This window comes from Saccharopolyspora taberi (assembly GCF_039534165.1).
In the GTDB taxonomy this organism is placed as follows: domain Bacteria; phylum Actinomycetota; class Actinomycetes; order Mycobacteriales; family Pseudonocardiaceae; genus Saccharopolyspora_D; species Saccharopolyspora_D taberi.
The window spans coordinates 350,843-371,021 of sequence record NZ_BAAAUX010000011.1; the positions used below are offsets into that span (position 1 = coordinate 350,843).

At 70.4% G+C, this 20,179-nt stretch carries 18 protein-coding genes; 5 read left to right on the top strand and 13 right to left on the bottom strand.

Translation table 11 applies throughout. The annotated features are described in order from the left end of the window. Together ABD691_RS10710 and rhaI are read right to left on the bottom strand one after the other, a co-directional pair. The gene (locus ABD691_RS10710; protein ID WP_344679417.1) at positions 1-2,037 is read right to left on the bottom strand and encodes a bifunctional aldolase/short-chain dehydrogenase; all 2,037 of its coding nucleotides are present in this window, start codon (positions 2,035-2,037) and stop codon (positions 1-3) included. Positions 2,038-2,073: 36 nt separating this feature from the next. Then, on the bottom strand, positions 2,074-3,240 hold the full coding sequence (rhaI, locus tag ABD691_RS10715) for an L-rhamnose isomerase (protein WP_344679418.1): 1,167 nt from the start codon (positions 3,238-3,240) through the stop codon (positions 2,074-2,076). A gap of 167 nt (positions 3,241-3,407) precedes the next feature. On the opposite strand from rhaI, the gene ABD691_RS10720 reads away from it, so the two are divergent. Beyond that, positions 3,408-4,436, top strand: coding sequence for a LacI family DNA-binding transcriptional regulator (locus ABD691_RS10720; protein ID WP_344679419.1), 1,029 nt, complete (start codon positions 3,408-3,410; stop codon positions 4,434-4,436). Here the strand turns inward: ABD691_RS10720 and ABD691_RS10725 are convergent. Next, positions 4,339-5,706: an MFS transporter gene (locus tag ABD691_RS10725; RefSeq protein WP_344679420.1), complete on the bottom strand. Its 1,368-nt coding sequence runs from the start codon at positions 5,704-5,706 to the stop codon at positions 4,339-4,341. The two genes, ABD691_RS10720 and ABD691_RS10725, sit on opposite strands and share 98 nt — an antisense overlap. A gap of 356 nt (positions 5,707-6,062) precedes the next feature. Here ABD691_RS10725 and ABD691_RS10730 point away from each other — a divergent pair, with 356 nt between their 5' ends. Continuing rightward, positions 6,063-7,013 (top strand): TerC/Alx family metal homeostasis membrane protein, encoded by a 951-nt coding sequence (locus ABD691_RS10730; RefSeq protein WP_344679773.1) that lies wholly within the window; start codon positions 6,063-6,065, stop codon positions 7,011-7,013. On the opposite strand, the gene ABD691_RS10735 is transcribed toward ABD691_RS10730, so the two are convergent. The 3 genes from ABD691_RS10735 to ABD691_RS10745 form a co-directional block, all read right to left on the bottom strand. Beyond that, complete coding sequence (locus tag ABD691_RS10735) at positions 7,010-7,399, bottom strand: hypothetical protein (RefSeq protein ID WP_344679421.1); 390 nt, start codon at positions 7,397-7,399, stop codon at positions 7,010-7,012. The two genes, ABD691_RS10730 and ABD691_RS10735, sit on opposite strands and share 4 nt — an antisense overlap. Positions 7,400-7,574: 175 nt before the next feature. Continuing rightward, entirely contained in the window at positions 7,575-8,372 is a 798-nt protein-coding gene (locus ABD691_RS10740) for an SGNH/GDSL hydrolase family protein (protein ID WP_344679422.1), read from the bottom strand. Further along, entirely contained in the window at positions 8,359-8,928 is a 570-nt protein-coding gene (locus ABD691_RS10745; protein WP_344679423.1) for a PadR family transcriptional regulator, read from the bottom strand. Before ABD691_RS10745 ends, ABD691_RS10740 begins: the two co-directional genes overlap by 14 nt. A gap of 81 nt (positions 8,929-9,009) precedes the next feature. Here ABD691_RS10745 and ABD691_RS10750 point away from each other — a divergent pair, with 81 nt between their 5' ends. After that, positions 9,010-9,420 carry a nuclear transport factor 2 family protein gene (locus tag ABD691_RS10750; protein WP_344679424.1) on the top strand — a complete coding sequence of 137 codons (411 nt, stop codon included), beginning with the start codon at positions 9,010-9,012 and terminating at the stop codon, positions 9,418-9,420. A 64-nt stretch (positions 9,421-9,484) separates the two neighbouring features. On the opposite strand, the gene ABD691_RS10755 is transcribed toward ABD691_RS10750, so the two are convergent. From ABD691_RS10755 to ABD691_RS10780, 6 genes are read right to left on the bottom strand one after another with little or no spacing between them, the layout of a single operon-like run. Continuing rightward, complete coding sequence (locus ABD691_RS10755) at positions 9,485-11,014, bottom strand: acyl-CoA synthetase (RefSeq protein WP_344679425.1); 1,530 nt, start codon at positions 11,012-11,014, stop codon at positions 9,485-9,487. After that, on the bottom strand, positions 11,014-12,297 hold the full coding sequence (locus ABD691_RS10760; RefSeq protein ID WP_344679426.1) for an MFS transporter: 1,284 nt from the start codon (positions 12,295-12,297) through the stop codon (positions 11,014-11,016). Before ABD691_RS10760 ends, ABD691_RS10755 begins: the two co-directional genes overlap by 1 nt. A 28-nt stretch (positions 12,298-12,325) precedes the next feature. Further along, positions 12,326-13,696, bottom strand: a complete 1,371-nt coding sequence (locus ABD691_RS10765; RefSeq protein WP_344679427.1) for an alpha/beta hydrolase family protein — start codon at positions 13,694-13,696, stop codon at positions 12,326-12,328. A 10-nt stretch (positions 13,697-13,706) separates the two neighbouring features. Then, positions 13,707-14,165: a MaoC family dehydratase gene (locus ABD691_RS10770; RefSeq protein ID WP_344679428.1), complete on the bottom strand. Its 459-nt coding sequence runs from the start codon at positions 14,163-14,165 to the stop codon at positions 13,707-13,709. A 9-nt stretch (positions 14,166-14,174) separates the two neighbouring features. Next, a complete protein-coding gene (locus tag ABD691_RS10775; protein WP_425565037.1) occupies positions 14,175-15,047 on the bottom strand; it encodes an amidohydrolase family protein in 873 nt (290 codons plus the stop codon). Between the two features lies 1 nt (position 15,048). Then, entirely contained in the window at positions 15,049-15,960 is a 912-nt protein-coding gene (locus tag ABD691_RS10780; protein WP_344679429.1) for an SDR family oxidoreductase, read from the bottom strand. A 107-nt stretch (positions 15,961-16,067) separates the two neighbouring features. Between ABD691_RS10780 and ABD691_RS10785 the strand changes: the two genes are divergently transcribed. Together ABD691_RS10785 and ABD691_RS10790 are read left to right on the top strand one after the other, a co-directional pair. Next, on the top strand, positions 16,068-16,892 hold the full coding sequence (locus ABD691_RS10785) for a PaaX family transcriptional regulator (protein ID WP_344679430.1): 825 nt from the start codon (positions 16,068-16,070) through the stop codon (positions 16,890-16,892). A 35-nt stretch (positions 16,893-16,927) separates the two neighbouring features. Continuing rightward, positions 16,928-17,563, top strand: a complete 636-nt coding sequence (locus tag ABD691_RS10790; protein WP_344679431.1) for a hypothetical protein — start codon at positions 16,928-16,930, stop codon at positions 17,561-17,563. Positions 17,564-17,670: 107 nt separating this feature from the next. On the opposite strand, the gene ABD691_RS10795 is transcribed toward ABD691_RS10790, so the two are convergent. Continuing rightward, complete coding sequence (locus ABD691_RS10795; RefSeq protein ID WP_344679432.1) at positions 17,671-19,932, bottom strand: ATP-binding protein; 2,262 nt, start codon at positions 19,930-19,932, stop codon at positions 17,671-17,673. Positions 19,933-20,179: the final 247 nt, after the last annotated feature.

Sequence of the window (20,179 nt, forward strand, 5' to 3'; positions counted from 1 at the left end):
TCAGCGGAGGAACGCCGCGGCCACGCCCGCGTCGACGGGCACGTGCAGGCCGGTAGTGTGCGAGAGATCCCCGCCCACCAGGGCGAAAACGGCGGCGGCGACGTGTTCGGGCAGCACCTCCCGCTTGAGGATCGTGCGCTGCGCGTAGAACTCGCCCAGCTTGTCCTCCTCGACGCCGTAGACCGCGGCCCGCTGCGCTGCCCAGCCACCCGCGAAGATCCCGGAGCCGCGGACGACCCCGTCCGGGTTGACGCCGTTGACCCGGATCCCGTGCGCGCCGAGCTCGGCGGCCAGCAGCCGCACCTGGTGCGCCTGGTCGGCCTTGGTGGCGCCGTAGGCGACGTTGTCCGGTCCGGCGAAGACGGCGTTCTTGCTGGCGATGTAGACGATGTCGCCGCCCATTCCCTGCTCGGTCATCAGCCGGGCCGCTTCCCTGGACACCAGGAACGAGCCGCGCGCCATCACGTCGTGCTGGAGGTCCCAGTCCCGGACCGTGGTTTCCAGCAGCGGCTTGGAAATCGACAGGCCCGCGTTGTTGACCACCAGGTCCACCCCGCCGAACGCCAGCGCGGCCGAGCGGAACGCGGCGGCGATCTGCTCCTCGTCGGTGACGTCCACCGCCACCGCGACGGCCCTGTCCGGCCCGCCGAGCTCTCCGGCCAGCTCTTCGGCGTCCGGCGCGTTGACGTCGGCCACGACCACGCAGGCGCCTTCGGCCGAAAGCCGCCGCGCGGTGGCCTTCCCGATGCCGGACGCGGCTCCGGTGACCAGGGCGACCCGGGTGGCCAGCGGCCTGGGCGCGGGCATCCGGGCGAGCTTGGCCTCCTCCAGCGCCCAGTACTCGATGCGGAACTTCTCGGACTCGTCGATCGGCTGGTACCGGGACAGCGCTTCGGCACCGCGCATCACGTTGATGGCGTTGCGGTAGAACTCGCCCGCGACCCTGGCGGTCTGCTTGTCCTTGCCGAACGAGAACATGCCGACGCCGGGGACGAGCACGATCGCCGGATCGGCACCGCGCATCGGCGGGGAGTCCGGTGTCGCGAACCGCTCGTAGTACGCGCGGTAGTCGTCGCGGTATGCGGCGTGCAGCTCGCGGAGCCGGTCCGCCACCTCGTCGAAGGACGCGGTGGGCGGAAGATCCAGCACAAGCGGGCGGACCTTGGTGCGCAGGAAGTGATCCGGGCACGACGTCCCCAGCGCGGCGAGGTGCGGATGCCGCTCGCGGGCGAGGAAGTCCAACACCTCGCCGCTGTCGTCGAAGTGCCCAACCTGCGGCCGGTCCGCCGACGCCAGCCCTCGCAGCAGCGGCGCCAACGCCGCCGCTCGGCGCCGGCGTTCGTCCTCGGGCAGCGCCGCGTATCCATCGAGCACCGGGCCGAACGGCTCGGATTTCCCGCGCCGCGCGATGAAATCCTCGGCCGTGCGGATGATGTGCAGCGAGTTCGCCTTGCACTCCTCGCTCGTCGCGCCCCACGCGGTGATCCCGTGACCTCCGAGGATCACGCCGATCGCCGCCGGGTTCTCCCGCTTGACCGCGGCGATGTCCAGCCCGAGCTGGAAACCCGGCCTGCGCCAGGGAACCCACGCGACGCGGTTGCCGAAGCACTCCTTGGTCAGCGCCTCCCCGTCGGCCGCCGTGGCGAGCGCGATCCCGGCGTCCGGGTGCAGGTGGTCGATGTGCGCGGCGTCGACCAGGCCGTGCATTGCGGTGTCGATCGACGGTGCCGCACCGCCTTTTCCGTGCAGGCAGTAGTCGAACGCGCCGACCATCTCGTCCTCGCGGTCGGCTCCCGGGTACACGCCGGCCAGCGAGCGCAGCCGGTCCAGCCGCAGCACCGCCAGCCCGGCCTCGGTCAGCGTCCCCAGGTCCCCGCCGGAACCCTTCACCCACATCAGCGGGACGGGACGACCGGTCACCGGGTCGGCGGCTTCGGCCTTGGCCGAGGCGTTGCCGCCCGCGTAGTTGGTGTTGCGCGGATCGGCGCCCAGCTCGTGCGAGCGGGCCAGCAGGGCTGCGACCTCGGGACTGCTCATCACACTCGTCCTTTCCGCCGGAATCGGCCGTTTTCCTCAGGAATCCCAGCCCGCGGGCCTGCCGCCCCGCCGCGCGGCGGCGATCTTCTCAGCGTGGCCCGAGCGGCGGTAGGCGCCGATCGGGTCCGGATCCAGGCCCGCCTCCTCGCGCAGCTCGGCCAGCAGCGGCCGGACATCGGTGTTGTAGGCGTCCATGAGCACCGCGTTCGCCGCAAGGACGTCACCGTCCCGTTGCGCCTGGGCAAGCGCGTCTGCATCGACCAGCAGCGCCTTGGCCGTCGCCTCCTGCACGTTGAGCACCGACCGGATCAGCGCCGGGATCTTCGGCTCGATGTTGTGGCACTGGTCGAGCATGAACGCGACGTCCGCCGAGGCGTCCAACCCGCCGGCGCGCACGACCTCGTGCATGATCCGGAACAGCTGGAACGGATCGGCCGCGCCGGCCATCAGGTCGTCGTCGGCGTAGAAGCGGCTGTTGAAGTGGAACCCGCCGAGCCGCCCGCGGCCGAGCAGGAACGCGACGATGAACTCGATGTTGGTGCCCGGCGCGTGGTGGCCGGTGTCGACCAGGACCCGCGCCCGCTCCCCGAGATCGACGCAGTGCGCGAACGACGTTCCCCAGTCCGGCACGTCGGTCGCGTAGAAGGCCGGCTCGAAGAGCTTGTACTCCAACAGCATCCGCTGCCGCCCACCGAGCCGGTCGTAGGCGGTCCGCAGTCCCTCGGACAGCCTCTCCTGCCGGGCCGCGAGCGAGTCCTGACCCGGGTAGTTGAGGCCGTCGGCGAACCACAGGCTCAGCACGTCGGAGCCGGTCTCGTCCATGATGTCCACGCACTCCAGCAGGTGCGCGGTCGCCTTCTTGCGCACCACCGGATCCGGATGGCACACGCTGCCGAGCCGGAAGTCGTCGTCCTGGAAGACGTTCGGGTTGATCGCACCGATGCGCAGGCCCTGCTGGGCCGCGTGGTCGGCGAGCGCGGCGTAGTCGTCGACCTGGTCCCACGGGATGTGCAGCGCCAGGCTCGGCGCGACACCGGTGAACGCGTGGACCTGCGCGGCGTCGTCGACCTTCTCGAAAGGATTGCGCGGGACGCCGTCCTGGGCGAAGGTCTTGAAGCGGGTTCCGGAGTTTCCGTAGGCCCAGGACGGGGTTTCGATGCGCTGGGCCTTCAGCGCGGCCTTGACGGCGAGGTGTTCCGACATCTTCGCGGCTCCAGGGGCAGTGGGGCAGCGACGCCTCCGCGCAGGCGGGCCGCGTCCCCGATCGCGGCACCCGCGGAGTGCGTCTTCCGACGAGAATGAAACGTTTCAAAGGTGCCCCAGAGTAGGCTGGCGGCCAGGACGCGTCAAGAGAACCGAGCGGAGCGGAAGTGTCCCGGACGAGCGAGCGGCCGAGCGGCGTCAGCATCAAGGACGTCGCCCGGCACGCGGGTGTCTCGATCGGCACGGTGTCCAACGCGCTGAACCGGCCCGACCGCGTCTCGCCGCGCACCCGGAACCGCGTGCTGGCCGCGATCGAAGCGCTCGGGTACGTGCGCAGCGACTCGGCCCGGCAGCTCCGCTCGGGCGCCAGCCGGATCATCGCGATGCTCGCGCTGGACATGACGAACCCGTTCTTCGTCGACGTCGCACGGGGCGCCGAGCAGGCCGCCGAGGCCGAGGACCTGGGCGTCATGCTGTGCAACAGCGACCAGGACCGCCGGACCGAGAACCTGTACCTGTCCCTGTTCGCCGAGCAGCGCGTCCGCGGCGTCCTCATCACGCCCACCGGTGAGGGCGGCCTGGAAGTGCTTCGCAGGCAAGGCATTCCGCACGTCCTGGTCGACCGGGTGACCGCCGACGACCGGGCCAGCTCGGTGTCGGTCGACGACGTCGCGGGCGGGGCGCTCGCCGTGCGGCACCTGCTCGAATCCGGCCACGCGCGCATCGCCTACGTCTCCGGCCCCCTGGACCTCACCCAGTGCCGGGACCGGCGGAGCGGTGCGCTGGAGGCCATCAGCGACGCCGGGCTCCCCGCCGACGCCCTGACGACCCTGGAAACCGCCACCCTCGACGTCACCGCGGGCCGCGACGCCGGATCCCGGCTGCTCGGGCTGCCCGAACGCCCGACTGCTGTCTTCTGCGCGAACGACCTGCTCGCTCTGGGAGTGCTCCAGGCGCTGTTCGCCGCGGGCGTGCGCGTCCCCGACGACATCGCGATCGTCGGCTACGACGACATCGAATTCGCCGCTGCCGCGGCCGTTCCGCTGACCTCGGTGCGCCAGCCCGCGCGGCTGATCGGCCGCACCGCCGCGGAGCTCCTCATCCGCGAGACCTCCCCCGATCCGGCTCGACCGCAGCGGATCGTCTACCAGCCGGAGCTGGTCGTCCGCCGCTCCACGCTGCGCCAACGCTCCTGACACCGGCCGGCCCGTAGCGCTCCCGCTCGATCTGCTCCAGGCTCTTGCCCTGCGTGCGAGGAGCCCAGATCGTGCCGACGAGCAGCGAGCCGACGAGCAGTCCGATGATGAGAACCCCGAGTCCCTTCAACCCGATCTGCGTCAGCAGCACGGGGAATCCCACGCTGACCAGGCCGACCAGCATCCGTGCGGCCAGGAACAGCACGCCCTGCGCGCTGGCGCGATACCGCGTGGCGAACAGCTCGCTGGCCCACAGCCCATAGAACGCCTGCGCCCCGACGCCCGAGGACACTCCCCAGCCAATCGCGAAGACGAGCAGCGTCCAGGTGCTCGCGGGGGCGTAGATCAGCGTCACCCAGGCGAAGACCCCGAGAGCCGCGCCGCCGCAGTACAGCCACCGGCGGCTCACGCGGTCGGCGAGCAGCATGAAACCGAGGTAGGTCGCCGCGCTGGTGCATCCCCACAGCAGGACCTGCACGAGGTACTGCTCGGTCTCCGAGGTGAAGCCGGCCGCCTCGTACACGCGCGGCTGGAAGATCCCGGCCTGCCCGGCGACCGCGTTCCACAGCGCGTACACCCCGACCAGGAAGACCATCGCACCGAAGTTCACCCTGCTGGTGAACAACCCCCGCAGGCTGCTGAGAAAGGTGAAGTGCTCGCTCGGGGACTCCTTGCGGCTGCGCCAGATCTCGGACTCAGCCAGCCCGCGCCGCACCCACCACGTCAAGGCGGCCACGAGGAACAGGTGCGCGAACACCAGGCGGCTGCCGAGCAGGCCGAGCGGCGCGACCACGACCGCCAGCAGGTAACCGAGCATCGGACCGATCGACCACGCCAGCTGCGCGGTGCCCACGTGCGCGGCGCGCTGGTGCGCGGGCGCCTCCTCGGCGATGTAGGTCCAGGAAGCCGTCACCCCGGCGCCGACCGCGATGCCGGTCAGCACGAAGGCCGCCAGCAGCATCCCGTACGACGCCGCGAACACCGCCAGCAGCACGCCCGCCATGTACAGCAGCAGGTCGTAGGTGTAGATGAACTTCCGGCCGTAGCGGTCGCACAGCGGACCACCGATGGCCGCGCCCGCGGCGGCGCCGAAGGCGTTGGCGCTCAGCGAGGCGAGCAGCCCGACCGCGAGGTCGTCCAGGCCGAAGCGCTCCTGCCACCGGCCGAGGCTGGTGGCGATCGCGATGATCGACCCGGCCTCGATGTAGTTCGACATGGCCACGGCGACCGTCGCGCGCCACCCCGTCGTGCGCCTGCCCGATCGAGCCATCGTCGGCCCTCCTGTCCATCCGCTCCGATGTTCCAGGTTGCCCGTTTTCGCACCACCGGTGTTGAAACGTTTCATCGATTTGGCGTGCCAGGCTAGGCCGCGACACGCCTGGCGGACAACCCCGGTCAAAGCTGGGGTCCGCGGGGAGTGCAGCCCAGGGCCTTTTGCCGGCGAGTCGCGGTGGCCTGATACTCCCTTCGGGGGAGTACTTCCGAAGGGCCGGCCCGGTCAGGACGGCCGCCACGCGGTGGCCCCGGCAGGCCGTTCCGCCCACGGCGGGACGAAGGAGACCCGAGCACGAGGATGTTCGGGAGGCTCGCGTGCCCGGCTCGCCGGAGACGATCGGTTCCCCGTGGATGTGGATCGTCAGCATCGCCGTCCTGCTCGGCCTGCTGGCCGCCGACTTCGCGATCACCCGCCGCCCGCATGAGGTCTCGTTGCGGGAATCGCTGGGCTGGTCGGCGTTCTACCTGGCGTTGCCGCTGGTGTTCGCGGTGTTCCTGTGGGGGTCTTTCGGCGGTGTTCCGGCGTTGGAGTTCTTCACCGGGTTCGTGGTGGAGAAGTCGCTGTCGGTGGACAACCTGTTCGTGTTCATGCTGCTGCTGACCGCTTTCGCTGTTCCGGCCGCGCTCCGGCAGCGCGTGCTGCTCTACGGGATCGTCGGCGCGCTGGTGCTGCGCGGGATCTTCATCGCGATCGGTGCCGCCATGGTCGAGGCGGGCACGTGGGCGTTCCTGGTGTTCGGCACGATCCTGTTCTGCACCGCTGTCAAGATCCTCCACGCGGCGCTGACCGGGCAGGAGGCCGAGCCCGACGTCTCGAAGATGCGTTCGGTGCGGCTGCTGCGCAGCCTGATGCCGGTCACCGACGACTACCGGGGCCCCCGGCTCACCGTCCGCGAGGCAGGACGGCGCGCGCTGACCCCGTTCGCCGTGGTCGTGGTCGCGGTGATCGCGACCGACATCGTCTTCGCGGTCGACTCCGTGCCCGCGGTGTACGGCGTCACCGAGGACCCGTACCTGGTGTTCACCACGAACGCCTTCGCGCTGCTCGGCCTCCGCGCCCTGTACTTCGTGCTGCACACCGCGCTGTACGCGCTCGTCCACCTCAACCACGGGCTGGCGGTCATCCTCGCGTTCATCGGTGCGAAGCTGGTCCTGCACTGGGCGCACGGCATGTGGCCCGCTGTTCCCGAAATCCCGACACCGCTGTCGCTCGCGGTCATCGTGCTGGTTCTCGCCACCGTCACCATGACCAGCGTGTGCTCCCGCAGCGGCCCGGAACGCGGCCGGGACAGGCAGGGCTAGTCGGGCCGCCGGAGCACGACCGGGCTGGCCGTGATCGGATTGCCGTGGCCGGTGATCGCGTCGAAGATCCTGCCGTACTTGGTCCGCTCCCGGTCGATCCTGCCGACGATCTCCAGGTCGTCCTTCCTGACGTAGCCGACCCGCCCCTCGTCCATCATGCGGGCCAGGTAGTCGTACACCCAGCCCTGCCTGGAGTTCTGGTCGAACCGGCTGCCGCACGCGAAGCAGTCCATGGTGAACACCGCTTCCTCGATGTCGGCGGGGAAGTGCGCGGCCTGCAGGCGCACGTGCTCGTAGGGGTGCAGGCAGCGGTGCGGCTCGGCCCAGATCCTGCAGGGGTACTCGGGATCGCGTCCAGGTGGGATGCCGAGGTCGCTGAAGTCCATGTCTTCCTCCTAAGGCGGGCCCGGCCGCGGCCGTCCGGCGGTCACGTACTGCGCCGATCAGAGTAGCGCTCCGTAGTCGTTCGATAACAGAGCGGATACGACCAAAGGGCCCGTTCGGCGGACCCCGAGGTCAGCCGGCCTTCCGCCGCGCCACCAGGCGGCTCGGCGCCGATCCTCAACTGCGTCCAGTGTGGACGGAGACGGGGCCGAGCGCGGGCCGCTTGGCCCGCCGTCCGTCCCCGGAGGAGCGCTTCGTCAGCCGCCGGACGACCCACGGGCCGACGAAACCCATCGCCCACCGGAGCTCCGCCTCCGCTCGCCGCCACCTCGTGAGCGGTTCCCGTACCGGAAGCGGATTGCTCCAGGAATCGTCGCTTCCCGGGAGCCGCAAGGCATGGGCGACGGCTGCGGCGAGCAGGGTGTGTCCAAGCGCGTTGAGGTGCAGCCGATCGTCGCTCCACAGCCGGGAATCCGACGTCACGGGGTGCGCGGACAGGTCGACTACCAGCGCTCCGCTGCGGCGGGCGGCGGCCCGGACGCGGTCGTTGAGGTCCCGCGTCCGCGCGCTGAGCAGCCGTCCGGCGGGCAGGAGCCGTCCGGGATCGGGGTAGGCGAACGTCACGACTTCGGCTCCAGCGGCCGAAAGCGCGCTGAGCATGCGCTCGATGTGGCCGCTCACCGCCGCGACGTCGCAACCGGGGCGGATCAGGTCGTTCACCCCGGCCATCACGGTGACGAGGTCGGGGGCCAGCGCGAGCGCCGGGGACAACTGCTCGGCGCACACCTCGTGCGCGAGCCGCCCGCGAACGGCCAGGTTCGCGTACCGCACTTCCGGGTCGGCGGCGGCGAGGTGTTCGGCAAGGCGGTCCGCCCAGCCCCGGTACCCGCGCACGTCGTCGCCGTCGTTGAGACCTTCGGTCTGGCTGTCGCCGAGCGCCACGAACCGGCGGTAACCGCGCTCATCGCCGGACATCGGCACCCGCCCTGGCCCGCAGCACAGCGGCGGTCCTGGTGCACCAGTCCCGGTTCTCCCGCTCGAACGCTCGGCCCCGCAGGCACGTCAGGTAGGGGCCGATCCGCCTGCCGCGGGCCAGGAACTCGGCTTCGTCGGCGTCACCGCGCATCCTGCGCAGCAGGCCGTCGAAGAGGTCGATCTTCGCCTCGGCGATCGCCGCCCGCTCCTCCAGCTGGCCGACCAGCTCTGCGGTGTCGACCGCGTCGGCCGCCGCGACCTTGACCATGAGGTCGTCGCGGACCGACGACGGCTTGGACTGGCCGGCCGCGAACCGGCGCAGTTCGTCCAGTCCCGCGTCGGTGACCGTGAACAGCCGCTTGTTCGGCCGGGCCTCCTGGACGACCTCGCGGCCGGTGATCAGCCCGTCCCGCTCCAGCTTCGCCAGCTCCGCGTAGAGCTGCTGCGGCAGCGCGTGCCAGAAGTTGGCCATGCCGACGTCGAACGCCTTGGCCAGCTGGTAACCGCTGTGCTCACCGTCGAGCAAAGCCGCCAGCACCGCGTGCCGCAAAGCCATCCCGCACCACTCCCCACTGAGTCCGGCCACCACTATAGTCAATTTTAGGACTAGTCACATCCTTGAGTAAGGAGCCACCCGGTGAACACCATCGACCGCTTCCGCACGGCCGTCGAACAGCGCGACGCCGACGCGCTGGAACCGCTCTTCGCCGCCGAGCCGAGGTTCTTCAGCCCGATCAAGTTCAAGCCGTTCGAGGGCCGGGCCATGGTCCTGGGCGTCTTCGGCGTGCTCCTGCGACGCGTCTTCGAGGAGTTCCACTACGTCGGCGAGCTGAACGGCACGGTGGAGGCGGCCGACGCGCACGTGCTGGTCTTCCGCGCGGTGGTCAACGGCAAGCAGATCCACGGCATCGACCTGATCCGGCTCGACGACGACAGCCTGATCTCGGAGTTCACCGTCATGGTCCGGCCGCTCAGCGCCGTGACCGCGATCGGCGAGGCCGTGCACGCCGGGCTCGTCGCCGAGAGGTTGCTGCCCAGCGCGGGCTGACGTCCCCAGTAGGCGAACGCGGTTGGCGGCGCTGGACTCGGCTGGCTCCCCCGGGAGCAGGGAGTCAGTCGAAGCCCGGCGTGTGTCCGGAGATCTCGCGCAGGCGGGCTTTCGTGATCTTGCCTGAGCCGGTGCGGGGTAGTTCGTCGACCACGGCCAGGTGGGCGGGGATCTTGTACTTGGCCAGCCGGGGCAGCAGGAACGAGCGGAGTTCCTCGCGGGTCAGCCGCGTGCCCGGGTGGCACACGACGAACGCCTTGCCCACCTCGCCCCACTTCTCGTCGGCGACACCGATCACGGCCGCTTCGGCAACCGCCGGGTGTTCGAAGACCGCCCGCTCGACCTCGGCCGGGTACACGTTCTCGCCGCCGGAGATGAACATGTCCTTGACCCGGTCGACGAGGTAGAGGTGTCCCTCCTCGTCGAGCTTGCCGACATCGCCGGAGCGCAACCAGCCGTCCTCGGTCAGCGCGGCGGCCGTGGCCCCGGGGTCACGCCAGTAGCCGGGCGTGACGTTGGGCCCCTTGATCAGCACCTCGCCCGGCTCACCCGGCGCGGCGTCGGTGAGATCCGGGCGCACGACCCGCACGTCGGCGAAAAACACCGGCACACCCGCCGAACCCACCTTGCGGAGGCTTTCCGACGCCTCCAGAAACGTCGCGCCGGGCGCGGTCTCGGTCATCCCGTAGCCCTGACAGAACACCAGACCGCGCTCCTGGTACGTGCGGATCAACGACTCAGGAACCGCCGCACCACCCGACATCACCGTGCGCAGCGAGGACAGGTCCGCCTCGGCCCAGCGCGGCGACCGGGCCAGATCGGCGAACATGGTCGTCACCCCGAACATCCAGGTGATGCCCAGCTCTTCGATGAGGTCGTAGCAGGTGTCGACGTCCCAGGTGGACGTGATCACCGAGCAGCCGCCCTTGACGAACGTCGGCAGCAGGGTCTGGTCGAGCGCGGCGACGTGGAACAGGGGTGCGCTGACCAGAGTCCGGTCCTGGCTGGTCAGGTCGACGCCGACGAGGACGTTGCAGGTGTTCCACACCAGGTTCCCGTGCGTCAGCATCGCGCCTTTCGGACGACCGGTGGTGCCGGAGGTGTAGAGGATGAGCGCGGTGTCGTCGAGCCGCACCGGCACGTCGATCGGCGCGGTCGAGCCGTCGGCGAGCCAGCGTTCGTAGTCCAGCTCGCCCGGCGCCGGATCGGCGAGCGCCACCAACCGCTCCCCCCGCTCACCCAGCTCCCGCACCACTCCCGCGCACTCCGGGGCGTAGATCAGCGCCACCGGACCGGAGTCGTCGAGCATGTAGGCGATTTCCCGCGCTGCCAGGCGGAAGTTGAGCGGGACGAAGATCCCTCCCAGCTGGTGGACGGCGAACATCGTCTCGACGAACGCGAGGTGGTTCGGGCCCAGGTACGCGACCCGGGCACCGGGCTCGACACCGGCTGAGCGCAGCTGGGCGGCGAGCCTGGTGGTCCGGTCGGCGAATTCGGCGTAGGTGAGCGACTTCCCGCCGGACACGAAGGCGGTGCGGTGCGGTGTCATGCGCGCCCGCCGAGCGGGCCAGCAACCCAGTCCTTCGTTGCGCATCAGCGCGTCCCCTCCTTCTCCGGCCTGGTTTCCACCGAAGCCAGGTCCCGGTGACTGGTTTCCCGCAACGACATGACGCACCCCGCGGACAGGGCGCAGAACGCGGCGATCGTGGCCGACACCGCCACCGCGTTCTGGAGCTGTGCGAACAGCACCGGTGCCAGCCCGCCGCCGAGGCTGGCGAGCTGGTAGCCGAGCGAGGCACCGGTGTATCGAGCGTGGGTGCTGAACAGCTCGGTGTAAAGGGCCGCCAGCGGCCCGTACATCATGGGGTGCACCACTCCCTGCCCGAGCACCAGAGCGAGGGTCAGCAGCGCGCTGCTGCCGCTGTCGACCATGGGGAACAGCGCGAAGCCGTAGGCGGCCATGACCACCGCGCCGGCCAGCACCACCGGCCGCCTGCCGAGCCGGTCGGAGACCGCCGACCACCCGACGATGCCGACGACGGCGCACGCCGACGAGATCGTGATGCTGTTGAGCACCGTCTGCCTGCTGAAGCCCGACTGCACGCCGTAGGCGAGGACGAAGGTGGTCAGCGTGGCCTGGGCGACGAAGGCCGCGAGCCCGGCGCCGATGCCCAGCAGGAGCGGGCGCGGGTGGTTCCGCAGGACCTCGAACAACGGCGCCCGCGGTGCGCGTTCGGCGGCCCGGAACACCGGGGGTTCCTCGACCTTCAGCCGCACGAACAGCCCCAGCGCCAGCAACACGATGCTGAGCAGGAAGGGAATCCGCCAGCCCCACGCCAGGAACGCCTCCTCGCCGACCGCGGCCGACGTGCCGGTCAGCACCGCAGTGGACAGCAGCATTCCGCAGGGCGCACCCGCGTTGGTGAAGCTGGCCCACAGGCCGCGCCTGGAGGTGGCGTGCTCGGCCGACATCAGCACGGCCCCACCCCACTCACCGCCGACGGCCACTCCTTGCAGCACCCGAAGCAGCACAAGCCCGACCGGCGCCGCCGCGCCGATCTGCCGATAGTCGGGCAGCGCTCCGATCAGGAAACTGGCCGCGCCCATCAGCACCATCGTCAGCACCAGCATCCGCTTGCGTCCCACCAGGTCACCGAAGTGGCCGAAGATCAGGCCGCCCAGCGGCCGGGCGAGGTAACCGGTGGCGAACGTGCCGAGGCTGGCGACCGTCGCGACCAGCGGATCGAGGCCGGTGAAGAAGACCTGGCCGAAGACGACCGCGGAAGCTGTTGCGTAGAGCAGGAAATCGTAGTATTCGATCACGCTGCCGAGGAAGCTCGACGCGACAGCGCGGCGGAGTTGCACGGGATTCGACATGGCCGTGACCCTCTTCGTCGGAGGTGGGCTATCGAGCGAACCGGGCGAGGTCGAAGGGACGCGGATAGGGCGACGGCTGGTGGTCGGCGAAGGCGTGGTCGTGGCCCGGATCGGCGGCCTCGGCCCGAGCGTTCATCGCCGCGGGGCCGGTGTCGCCCCAGGCTCCGGTGTCGATCCGCTGCTCGACCGCGTGCAGCGCGGCCATCTGCTCACCGGTCGTGAACGTGCAGTGCCCGGCCCGATCGACGTAGGACTGCCGCAGCAGCCGGGACGATCCGGCCTGCTCGACCGCGTCGCGGTGAGCGCGCGTCACCTGCACGGGCACGAGGCCGTCGCCGGTGGTGTGCAGGTCCAGTTGGGGTTTGTCCAGCCGTCCGGTGAAGGCGACGTTGCGCGTCATGTAGTCGACGGCTCCGGGGTCGGCGCTGATCCGCGGGCCGTTCGCCAGCTGTTCGAGATCACCGCTCAGCGACAGACCGGCGTCCTGGTAGAGGGCCTCGACCTCGGTCGCGTAGGGAGAGCGCGACAGCATCCGGGCGTAGTCCACACCCGTGTTCCAGGACATGTTGCCGCCCGCGCGGCTTTCGGCTTCCTGGCGCCAGTTCATCGCCGTCCGGAAGAACCGGCTCAGGGCCTGGTACTGGTTGCGCTGCTGGCCCGCCCAGTCGTGCTCGCCGGGCTCGGGCTGGCTGGGGTCGTTGTGACCGGGGATGTTGTGCAACGCGGCGGCGAGCGCGATCCGGGCCCGGCCCTGCGGGGTGGCCTGGGCGGTGTTGACCGCACCCGCCATCGTCTCGGCGGCCCGGGTCGCGGCCTCCTGGTCCGGGAAACCGGCCAGCGGCACCTGGGCGTCGGGAGCGAGCAGGGTCCTGGCCGCGTACGCGGCGTCCAGCGTGCTGTTCCAGTTCGCGACACCGCCGTGCACGAGTCCGCACATGGCCACGGAACCGTCGATCCGCCCGGGTTGCCGCTCGGCGATCGTCGTGGTCACCAGACCGCCGTACGACTGGCCCCACGCGATCGTGCGGCGCGCGGGACCGAAGCGCTCGGTGAATTCGTCCAGTGTGGACAGCTGGTCGGGCACGGCCTGCTCGACGGCCCAGCCGGTCGTGGCGTACGACGACCCGATGAGCGCGTAGCCCTGCTCCAGAGCGGCTGCGCCGGCCTCCTCGGTCGGAGCGTTCTGGGCCGGGTTGGGCGAGCCCGCCTCCCGGTAGCCGTGGCTGAACAGAAGCACCGTGCCGTTCCAGTCGGCCGGAACGTCCATGACCCAGGCCGCGCCGCTGGGCAGCCGGCCCTCCAGGTGGACGGGAGTCTCGGTCGCAGCCACGGCCGGGGTGGCGGCGACCAGTGCGAGCGCCGCCGACAAGGCGACGATTCTGCCGGAAAGAAATCGCATCCGTCGCTCCTCACGCGTAGTGCCGGTAGACGGCCCGGGCGACGCACGCGGGCTTGTCAGCGCCGTCGATCTCAACGGTGAAATCGAGCTGCATCTGCACGCCTTCACCCGTGACCTCGTCCACCGAAGCGACCTTGCCCGCCAGCCGGATCTTGCTGCCGACCGGTACCGGGTTCGGAAACCGGACCTTCTCCAGCCCGTAGTTGACGCTCATGCCCACGCCCCGGATTTCCAGCAGCTCCCCGAAAAGCGGGATCAGCAGCGACAAGGTGAGGTAGCCGTGCGCGATGGTGCCGCCGAACGGGCCGTTCGCGGCCCGCTGGGCGTCGACGTGGATCCACTGGTGGTCGTTCGTGGCGTCGGCGAAGGTGTTGACCCGCTCCTGGGAGATCTCCATCCAGTCGGTGTGCCCGAGATCCAGGCCCGCGAGCCCCTTGAGCTCCTCGATGCCATCGGCGGTCACGGTCATGAGCTTCTCCTAACTGAGGCCGAGGAGTCCGGCCGCGTTGTCCTTCAGGATCTTGTTGCGCACTTCGGGTTTGATGTCGAGCTTCGCGAAGTCGGCGAGCCAGCGGTCCGGGGTGATCACCGGGTAGTCGGATCCGAACAGCACCTTGTCCTGGAGCAGCGAGTTGGCGTAGCGCACCAGCTGCGGCGGGAAGTACTTCGGCGACCACCCGGACAGGTCGATGTAGACGTACGGCTTGTGCGTGGCGACGGCCAGTGCCTCGTCCTGCCAGGGGAAGGACGGGTGGGCCAGGATGATCCGCAGTTCCGGGAAGTCGACGGCGACGTCGTCGACCAGCATCGGGTTGGAGTGCTTCAGCCGGATCCCGCCGCCGCCGGGAACCCCGGCCCCGATCCCTGTCTGTCCGGTGTGGAACAGGGCGGGAACTCCGAGTTCCTCGATGACCTCGTACAGCGGGTAGGCCATCCGGTCGTTGGGCGCGAAGTCCTGGATGCTCGGGTGGAACTTGAAACCGCGCACTCCGTGCTCGGTCACCAGCCTTCGAGCCTCGCGGACACCCGCTCTGCCCTTCCACGGATCGACGCTGGCGAACGGGATCAGCACGTCGGAGTGCTCGGCGCAGCTCTCGGCGACCTCTTCGTTCGCGATGCGCGGGTGCCCGGTCGAGTGTTCGGCATCCACAGTGAACACGACTGCCGCCATCCGGCGTTCGCGGTAGTAGTCGGCCATTTCCGGGATGGTCGGCTGGCGGTGGCCACCGGCCTTGAAGTACTTCTCCGAAGCCCCGAGCAGATCCGGGCTCAGCGAGCTGTGGCCGTCCTTGGAGATCTCGGCGTGGGTGTGGACGTCGATCGCGGTGAGGTCACCGACGTTGATCGCCATCTCACGCCTCCGGGACCTTCGGCGCCGGGATGCCGTAGGTCTCCGGCTCGGCACCGACACCGCCGTGCCAGGAGGCCGCGATCGCGTCCGCGCTCCAGCCGCCGTCGGCGTAGGCCGTGGCCTTCTCCCGCGGGTGCGCCCACAGCGCCAGCCTGTCCCCGCCGATGCCGATGGCCTGGCCGGTGATCCCCTTGGCCTCGGCGGAGGCGAGGAACACGATCAGGGACGCGACGTCCTCGACCGTGCCCAGCCCCTCGTCTCTGCGGAGCCAGTCCGGGAACGGGGCTCCGGTGCGCTCGGATTCGGCGATGACCGGACCGAAGGCGGGGATGGTCCTGGTCATCTCGGTGGCCGCCACCGGCACCACCGCGTTCACCGCGATGTCGGCCCTGGCCAGCTCCATCGCCCAGGTGCGGGCCATCGCGACGATCCCGGCCTTGGCGGCGGCGTAGTTGGTCTGGCCGAAGTTCCCGCGCTGCCCCGCGGGTGAGGAGATCAGGACCAGCCTGCCGCCGGTGCCCTGCTCGCGCATCCGCACCGCGGCCGCGCGGGCGCAGGTGAACGTGCCGCGCAGGTGCACGTCGACGACCGCGTCGAAGTCCTCGTCGGTCATCTTCCAGAGCACCCGGTCCCGCAGGATGCCCGCGTTGGTCACCATCACGTCGAGCCGCCCGAACTCTTCGACGGCGGTCGAGACCAACCGGTCCGCGACCTCAGCACCGCCCACCGGCGCGACCACGGACGCCGCCCGGCCGCCGGCCGCCCTGATCGCCGAGACGACCTGCTCGGCAGCCGAGGCGTCCACGTCGTTGACCACGACGGCCGCGCCGGAGGCGGCGAGCGCTTCGGCGTAGGCCCGCCCGAGCCCCCGGCCGCTACCGGTGACGACGGCGACTTCTCCGGACAGATCCATGACAGGCGTCCTTTCCTCCAGCTCGTCCTGACGGCGCCAACATAGGGCACTCTGATGACGGAGGTCAATAATGTGCCCAACTTCAGCGGCCGGATTACGCTGTTCCCGTGACCGCCACCGACGACACCGCACTGACGTACTCGGCCCGGCCGCAGTCCCTGATGCTCAGCTTCCTGGGGCTGTACCTGCTCGGGCGGGACACGGCCGTCTACTCCGGCAGCGTCATCGACGTGTTCGCCCGGGTCGACATCTCCGAGGAGGCCGTCCGCTCGACGCTGACCCGGATGGCCAGGCGCGGCCTGCTGGACCGGCACCGCAACGGGCGCCGCGTCTACTTCGGACTGACGCCGCGCGCCACCGAGGTGCTCGAGGACGGCGAGCGGCGGATCTGGCACACCGGCGCGGTCAACCGGGACTGGGACGGGAACTGGACCCTGGTCGGCTTCTCGTTGCCCGACAGCAGGCGCAGCGACCGGCACGACCTGCGCTCGCAGCTGGTCTGGGCCGGATTCGGCATGCTGCAGAACGGGTTGTGGATCGCACCCGGGATCAAGGACGCGGCGGCCATCGCGGCGGACCTCGGGCTCAGCGAGCACGTCATCGTGTTCACCGCCCAGCACGCCGACTCCGCCGACGTGGTCCGCAGGGCCTTCGCCACCGAAGCCATCGCGGCCCGCTACCACGCCTTCCTCGAAAGGTGGGACACCCGCGGGCCGCTCCCGTCAGCCCCGGACGACCTGGCGCGGCAACTGGTCCTGCACACCGACTGGCTCCAACTGGTGCGCCAGGACCCGCACCTGCCCGCCGAGCACCTCGCCCGCGACTGGCCGGCCATCCGCGCCGAGGAGCTCTTCCGCCGCCTGGCCAAGCACTACCGCTCCACTGCGGCACCGATCGCGGCCGAGGTCATCGACGAGATCACCGTTCCCTGACCCGGTGATTTGCAACTGGCCCTACCCTGATCAGCATGAGGCCAGCGGGAGTCCGGGAACGGATCGAACAGCTCCAGGAAGACGAACAGCAGCACGCCCGTGCACACCCGGAGCAGGCGCTGCAGCGGGCGCTGACCTGGTTCGTTCACGGCTGCGCGTTGCTCGCCTACGCCGACGAGGGCGCCAGCGCCGTCGTGGAGTCTTATCGGTCGGTTCTGGCATGCCTGGACGACCCGAACCAACGCCGGAGCACCAGCGCGTGGCAGCAGGCGGGACTGGAATGCCTAGCTCAACTCCGGGAGCCGCTGACCGAGGTCGCCGCGGACCCGCAGCGGCACGCCGCGCGCGACGAGGAGATCGCCGCGCCGGCACTGCTGCGGATCCCGCCCACGGTTCTGGTCGGCCGCGCCACGCCCGACGCCTACTTCCCTATGGCGTGCCTCAACGCCGCCGGATCACTGCGGGAGGAGGCCGTCACCCCGTACCGGGCCGTCACCCTGATCTGCGGTATCGGCTTCTACGAACCGGCGCAAGAACGTGATCTGCTCACGGCGATGCGCACGCTGCGCACTCGTTACGAGGACCGCCCCAGCGACCGAACGTCTCTCGACAGCGAGATCCGCCGCAAGCTCCAATCCTGGGAATCGGCATACCGCAACCACGAGAGCTAGGCCGGTCCGAATTCACCGGGAACGCTCAGGCGCAGAGTTCCCGAACCTGCTGGGAAACCCACCTCTGCGCAACGCACTCGCTGCACTCTGGGCCGACACGCCCGCGCCTAGGAACGATCGGCCGCGGCGCCCCTCCGTCCTTCCACCACCCAGGTGGCGATCTGGGCGCGGGTGTTGAAGTCCAGTTTGGTCAGGATGCGGTCGACGTGGGTTTCCGCGGTGCGCTGGGCGATGTAGAGCCGGGCGGCGATCTCGCGGTTGGTCAGTCCGGCCGCGACCAGCCCGGCCACCTCGTTCTCCCGCCGGGTCAGCGGATTCTTCCGGGCCGCTACCGGTTCCGCGGATTCTCCCAGCACGTACCGGACCGCCTCGTCCCGGGACATGGCACCCCCGCGGTCGTAGTGCCGCTTGTACCCCTGCTCGCCGAGTTCCTGGTACGAGATCGCGCCGTACTCGACGATCCGCTTGGTGAACATGCCGAAATTCCACGGGTTCGCGCCCAGCGCCCGCCACTGCCGGGCGGCGATGCCGAACAGGGTGGCCGATCGGGGGAACTGGCCCTTCCTGACCGCGATTCCGCCGATGATGTGCACCGTGAACGCTTCGGCCACGCGGTTGCCCAGCTCCTGCTGCAGCCGGAACGCGGCCAGCTCGGCCTCCTCGGCGGCGTCGGCGTCGCCGAGGAACAACTCGGCCATGCCCAGCGCCCACAGCCCCCAGGACCGCCAGAAGTTCTCGCCGATGGCAGCACCGGCGGTGACGTGGTCCCGGATCAGGTCCCGCCCGGTCTCGAAGTCCCCGCTGACCGCGGTGGCCAGCCCGTGCAGGAAACCTGCGTAGCCCTCCCCGTGCTGGACGCCGTGCCGGCGGAACACCTCCAGCGCCGCCGCGAACTGGTCCCGGGCCAGGGGCTCGCGCTCGGTGAACAGGTTCGCCAGCCCCCAGCCCACGTCCACGTACGCCCCGGACACCTCGTCGCCGATCAGCTCGGCGACCTCCCGGACTCCCTCAAGCGCCGCGGTCCCCGGCTCGATGTAGCCCTGCAGCAGGGCGCACCAGGAGAGCAACCGGTGCGCGAACACCCACTCCGGGGTGTTCCGCGGCGCTCTCCCCAGCATCTTGTCCAGCCAGATCCGCGCCTCGGCCAGGAAACCGCGCACCGTCCAGTACACGTCCAGCTGGTTGGCCATCCGCAACCCGACCACGGCCTCGCCGGGCTCGGCGGCGCAGAAGTCGAGCGCCACCCGGATGTTCGCGTGGTCTTCGGTCACCCGGCGGGTCCAGGCCACCTGGTCCGGCCCGATCCACTCGGCCCCGAACCGGGCGGTCAGCCCGGCGTACCAGTCCCGGTGCAGCCGGGCCACCCGCGTGCGGTCCGCGCCGAGCCGGTCCCGGCCGTATTCGCGCAGCGTCTCCAGCATCCGGTACCGCATCACGTCGCCGTGGTTCTCGGCGACCAGCAACGACTTGCTCATCAACCCGTGCACGATGTCGGCGATCGCGCCCTGTTCCGCCCCCGGACCGGAGCACACGTGTTCGGCGGCCTCCAGGTCGAAACCGCCGGAGAACACCGAGGCCCGCGCCCACACGAGCTTTTCGGCCGGAGAGCACAGCTCGTAGCTCCAGTCGATCAGCGCGCGAAGGGTCTGCTGGCGCGAAGGCGCGAACCGGTTGCCGCGGGTGAGCAGCGCCAGCCGGTGCGTCAGCCGGTCGGCGATCTGGCGCACCGACAACGACCGCAACCGGACCGCGGCCAGTTCGAGTGCCAGCGGAAGGCCCTCCAGCTCGGTGCACAACCGCGCGACGTCCCGGTAGTTGTCCTCGGTGACGGTGAACCAAGGCCGCACGGCGGTGGCCCGGTCGACGAACAGCCGCACGGCCTCGTACCGGTCCAGCTCCGCCGGTGAGGCCGGCTCCGCTTCGCCGGGGACCGACAGCGGGGGTACCGGCAGCAGGTGCTCGCCCGGCATCTCCAGGGACTGCCTGCTGGTGGTCAGGACTGTCAGCTGCGGGCAGGAGGCCACCAGGGTCTCCACGAAGCTCGCGCAGGCAGCCGTCAAGTGCTCGCAGTTGTCGAGGACCAGCAGGAACTGGCTGTCCCGCAGGTGATCCACGATCGCATCGATCGGCGGACGGTCCGACTGGTCGTGCAGACCGAGCTTGTCCGCGACCATTGTGGACAGCAGTTCCGGGTTGCGCAGCTCGGCCAGCTCCACGAACGCCGCGCCGTCCCGGAAACCCCTGGCGAGGTCGGTGGTGATGTGCCGCGCCAGCCGCGTTTTGCCGACCCCGCCGGTTCCGGTCAGGGTGACCACCCGGCAGTCGGCGAGCAGTCGCCGGGCGGTGGCCAACTCGCCCTGGCGGCCCACCCAACTCGTCCCCTCGACCAGTCGGCCGCCCGCAGGGCCCCGATCCCCAGGGCCCCGATCCCCAGTGGCCTGATCCCCAGTGCCCCGATCCGGCATCGACACGCAAAACCCCATTACGCACGCCACGCTGTCATATCAGGCTAGCGCCACCCGCGTGACCCCGCCCATCGCGGTGGCTCCGGCCGGCCGAAGACCTCACGGGCGAGCTCCGCCAATACGTCAGTTCCTTCACAGATCCCTGTTGCCC

Excerpts from the sequence above, each read along its gene's own strand:
- ABD691_RS10710 (WP_344679417.1), bottom strand. The coding sequence starts at position 2,037 with ATGAGCAGTCCCGAGGTCGCAGCCCTGCTGGCCCGCTCGCACGAGCTG.
- rhaI (WP_344679418.1), bottom strand. The coding sequence starts at position 3,240 with ATGTCGGAACACCTCGCCGTCAAGGCCGCGCTGAAGGCCCAGCGCATC.
- ABD691_RS10725 (WP_344679420.1), bottom strand. The coding sequence starts at position 5,706 with ATGGCTCGATCGGGCAGGCGCACGACGGGGTGGCGCGCGACGGTCGCC.
- ABD691_RS10730 (WP_344679773.1), top strand. The coding sequence starts at position 6,063 with ATGTGGATCGTCAGCATCGCCGTCCTGCTCGGCCTGCTGGCCGCCGAC.
- ABD691_RS10735 (WP_344679421.1), bottom strand. The coding sequence starts at position 7,399 with ATGGACTTCAGCGACCTCGGCATCCCACCTGGACGCGATCCCGAGTAC.
- ABD691_RS10740 (WP_344679422.1), bottom strand. The coding sequence starts at position 8,372 with ATGTCCGGCGATGAGCGCGGTTACCGCCGGTTCGTGGCGCTCGGCGAC.
- ABD691_RS10745 (WP_344679423.1), bottom strand. The coding sequence starts at position 8,928 with ATGGCTTTGCGGCACGCGGTGCTGGCGGCTTTGCTCGACGGTGAGCAC.
- ABD691_RS10755 (WP_344679425.1), bottom strand. The coding sequence starts at position 11,014 with ATGCGCAACGAAGGACTGGGTTGCTGGCCCGCTCGGCGGGCGCGCATG.
- ABD691_RS10760 (WP_344679426.1), bottom strand. The coding sequence starts at position 12,297 with ATGTCGAATCCCGTGCAACTCCGCCGCGCTGTCGCGTCGAGCTTCCTC.
- ABD691_RS10765 (WP_344679427.1), bottom strand. The coding sequence starts at position 13,696 with ATGCGATTTCTTTCCGGCAGAATCGTCGCCTTGTCGGCGGCGCTCGCA.
- ABD691_RS10770 (WP_344679428.1), bottom strand. The coding sequence starts at position 14,165 with ATGACCGTGACCGCCGATGGCATCGAGGAGCTCAAGGGGCTCGCGGGC.
- ABD691_RS10775 (WP_425565037.1), bottom strand. The coding sequence starts at position 15,047 with ATGGCGATCAACGTCGGTGACCTCACCGCGATCGACGTCCACACCCAC.
- ABD691_RS10780 (WP_344679429.1), bottom strand. The coding sequence starts at position 15,960 with ATGGATCTGTCCGGAGAAGTCGCCGTCGTCACCGGTAGCGGCCGGGGG.
- ABD691_RS10790 (WP_344679431.1), top strand. The coding sequence starts at position 16,928 with ATGAGGCCAGCGGGAGTCCGGGAACGGATCGAACAGCTCCAGGAAGAC.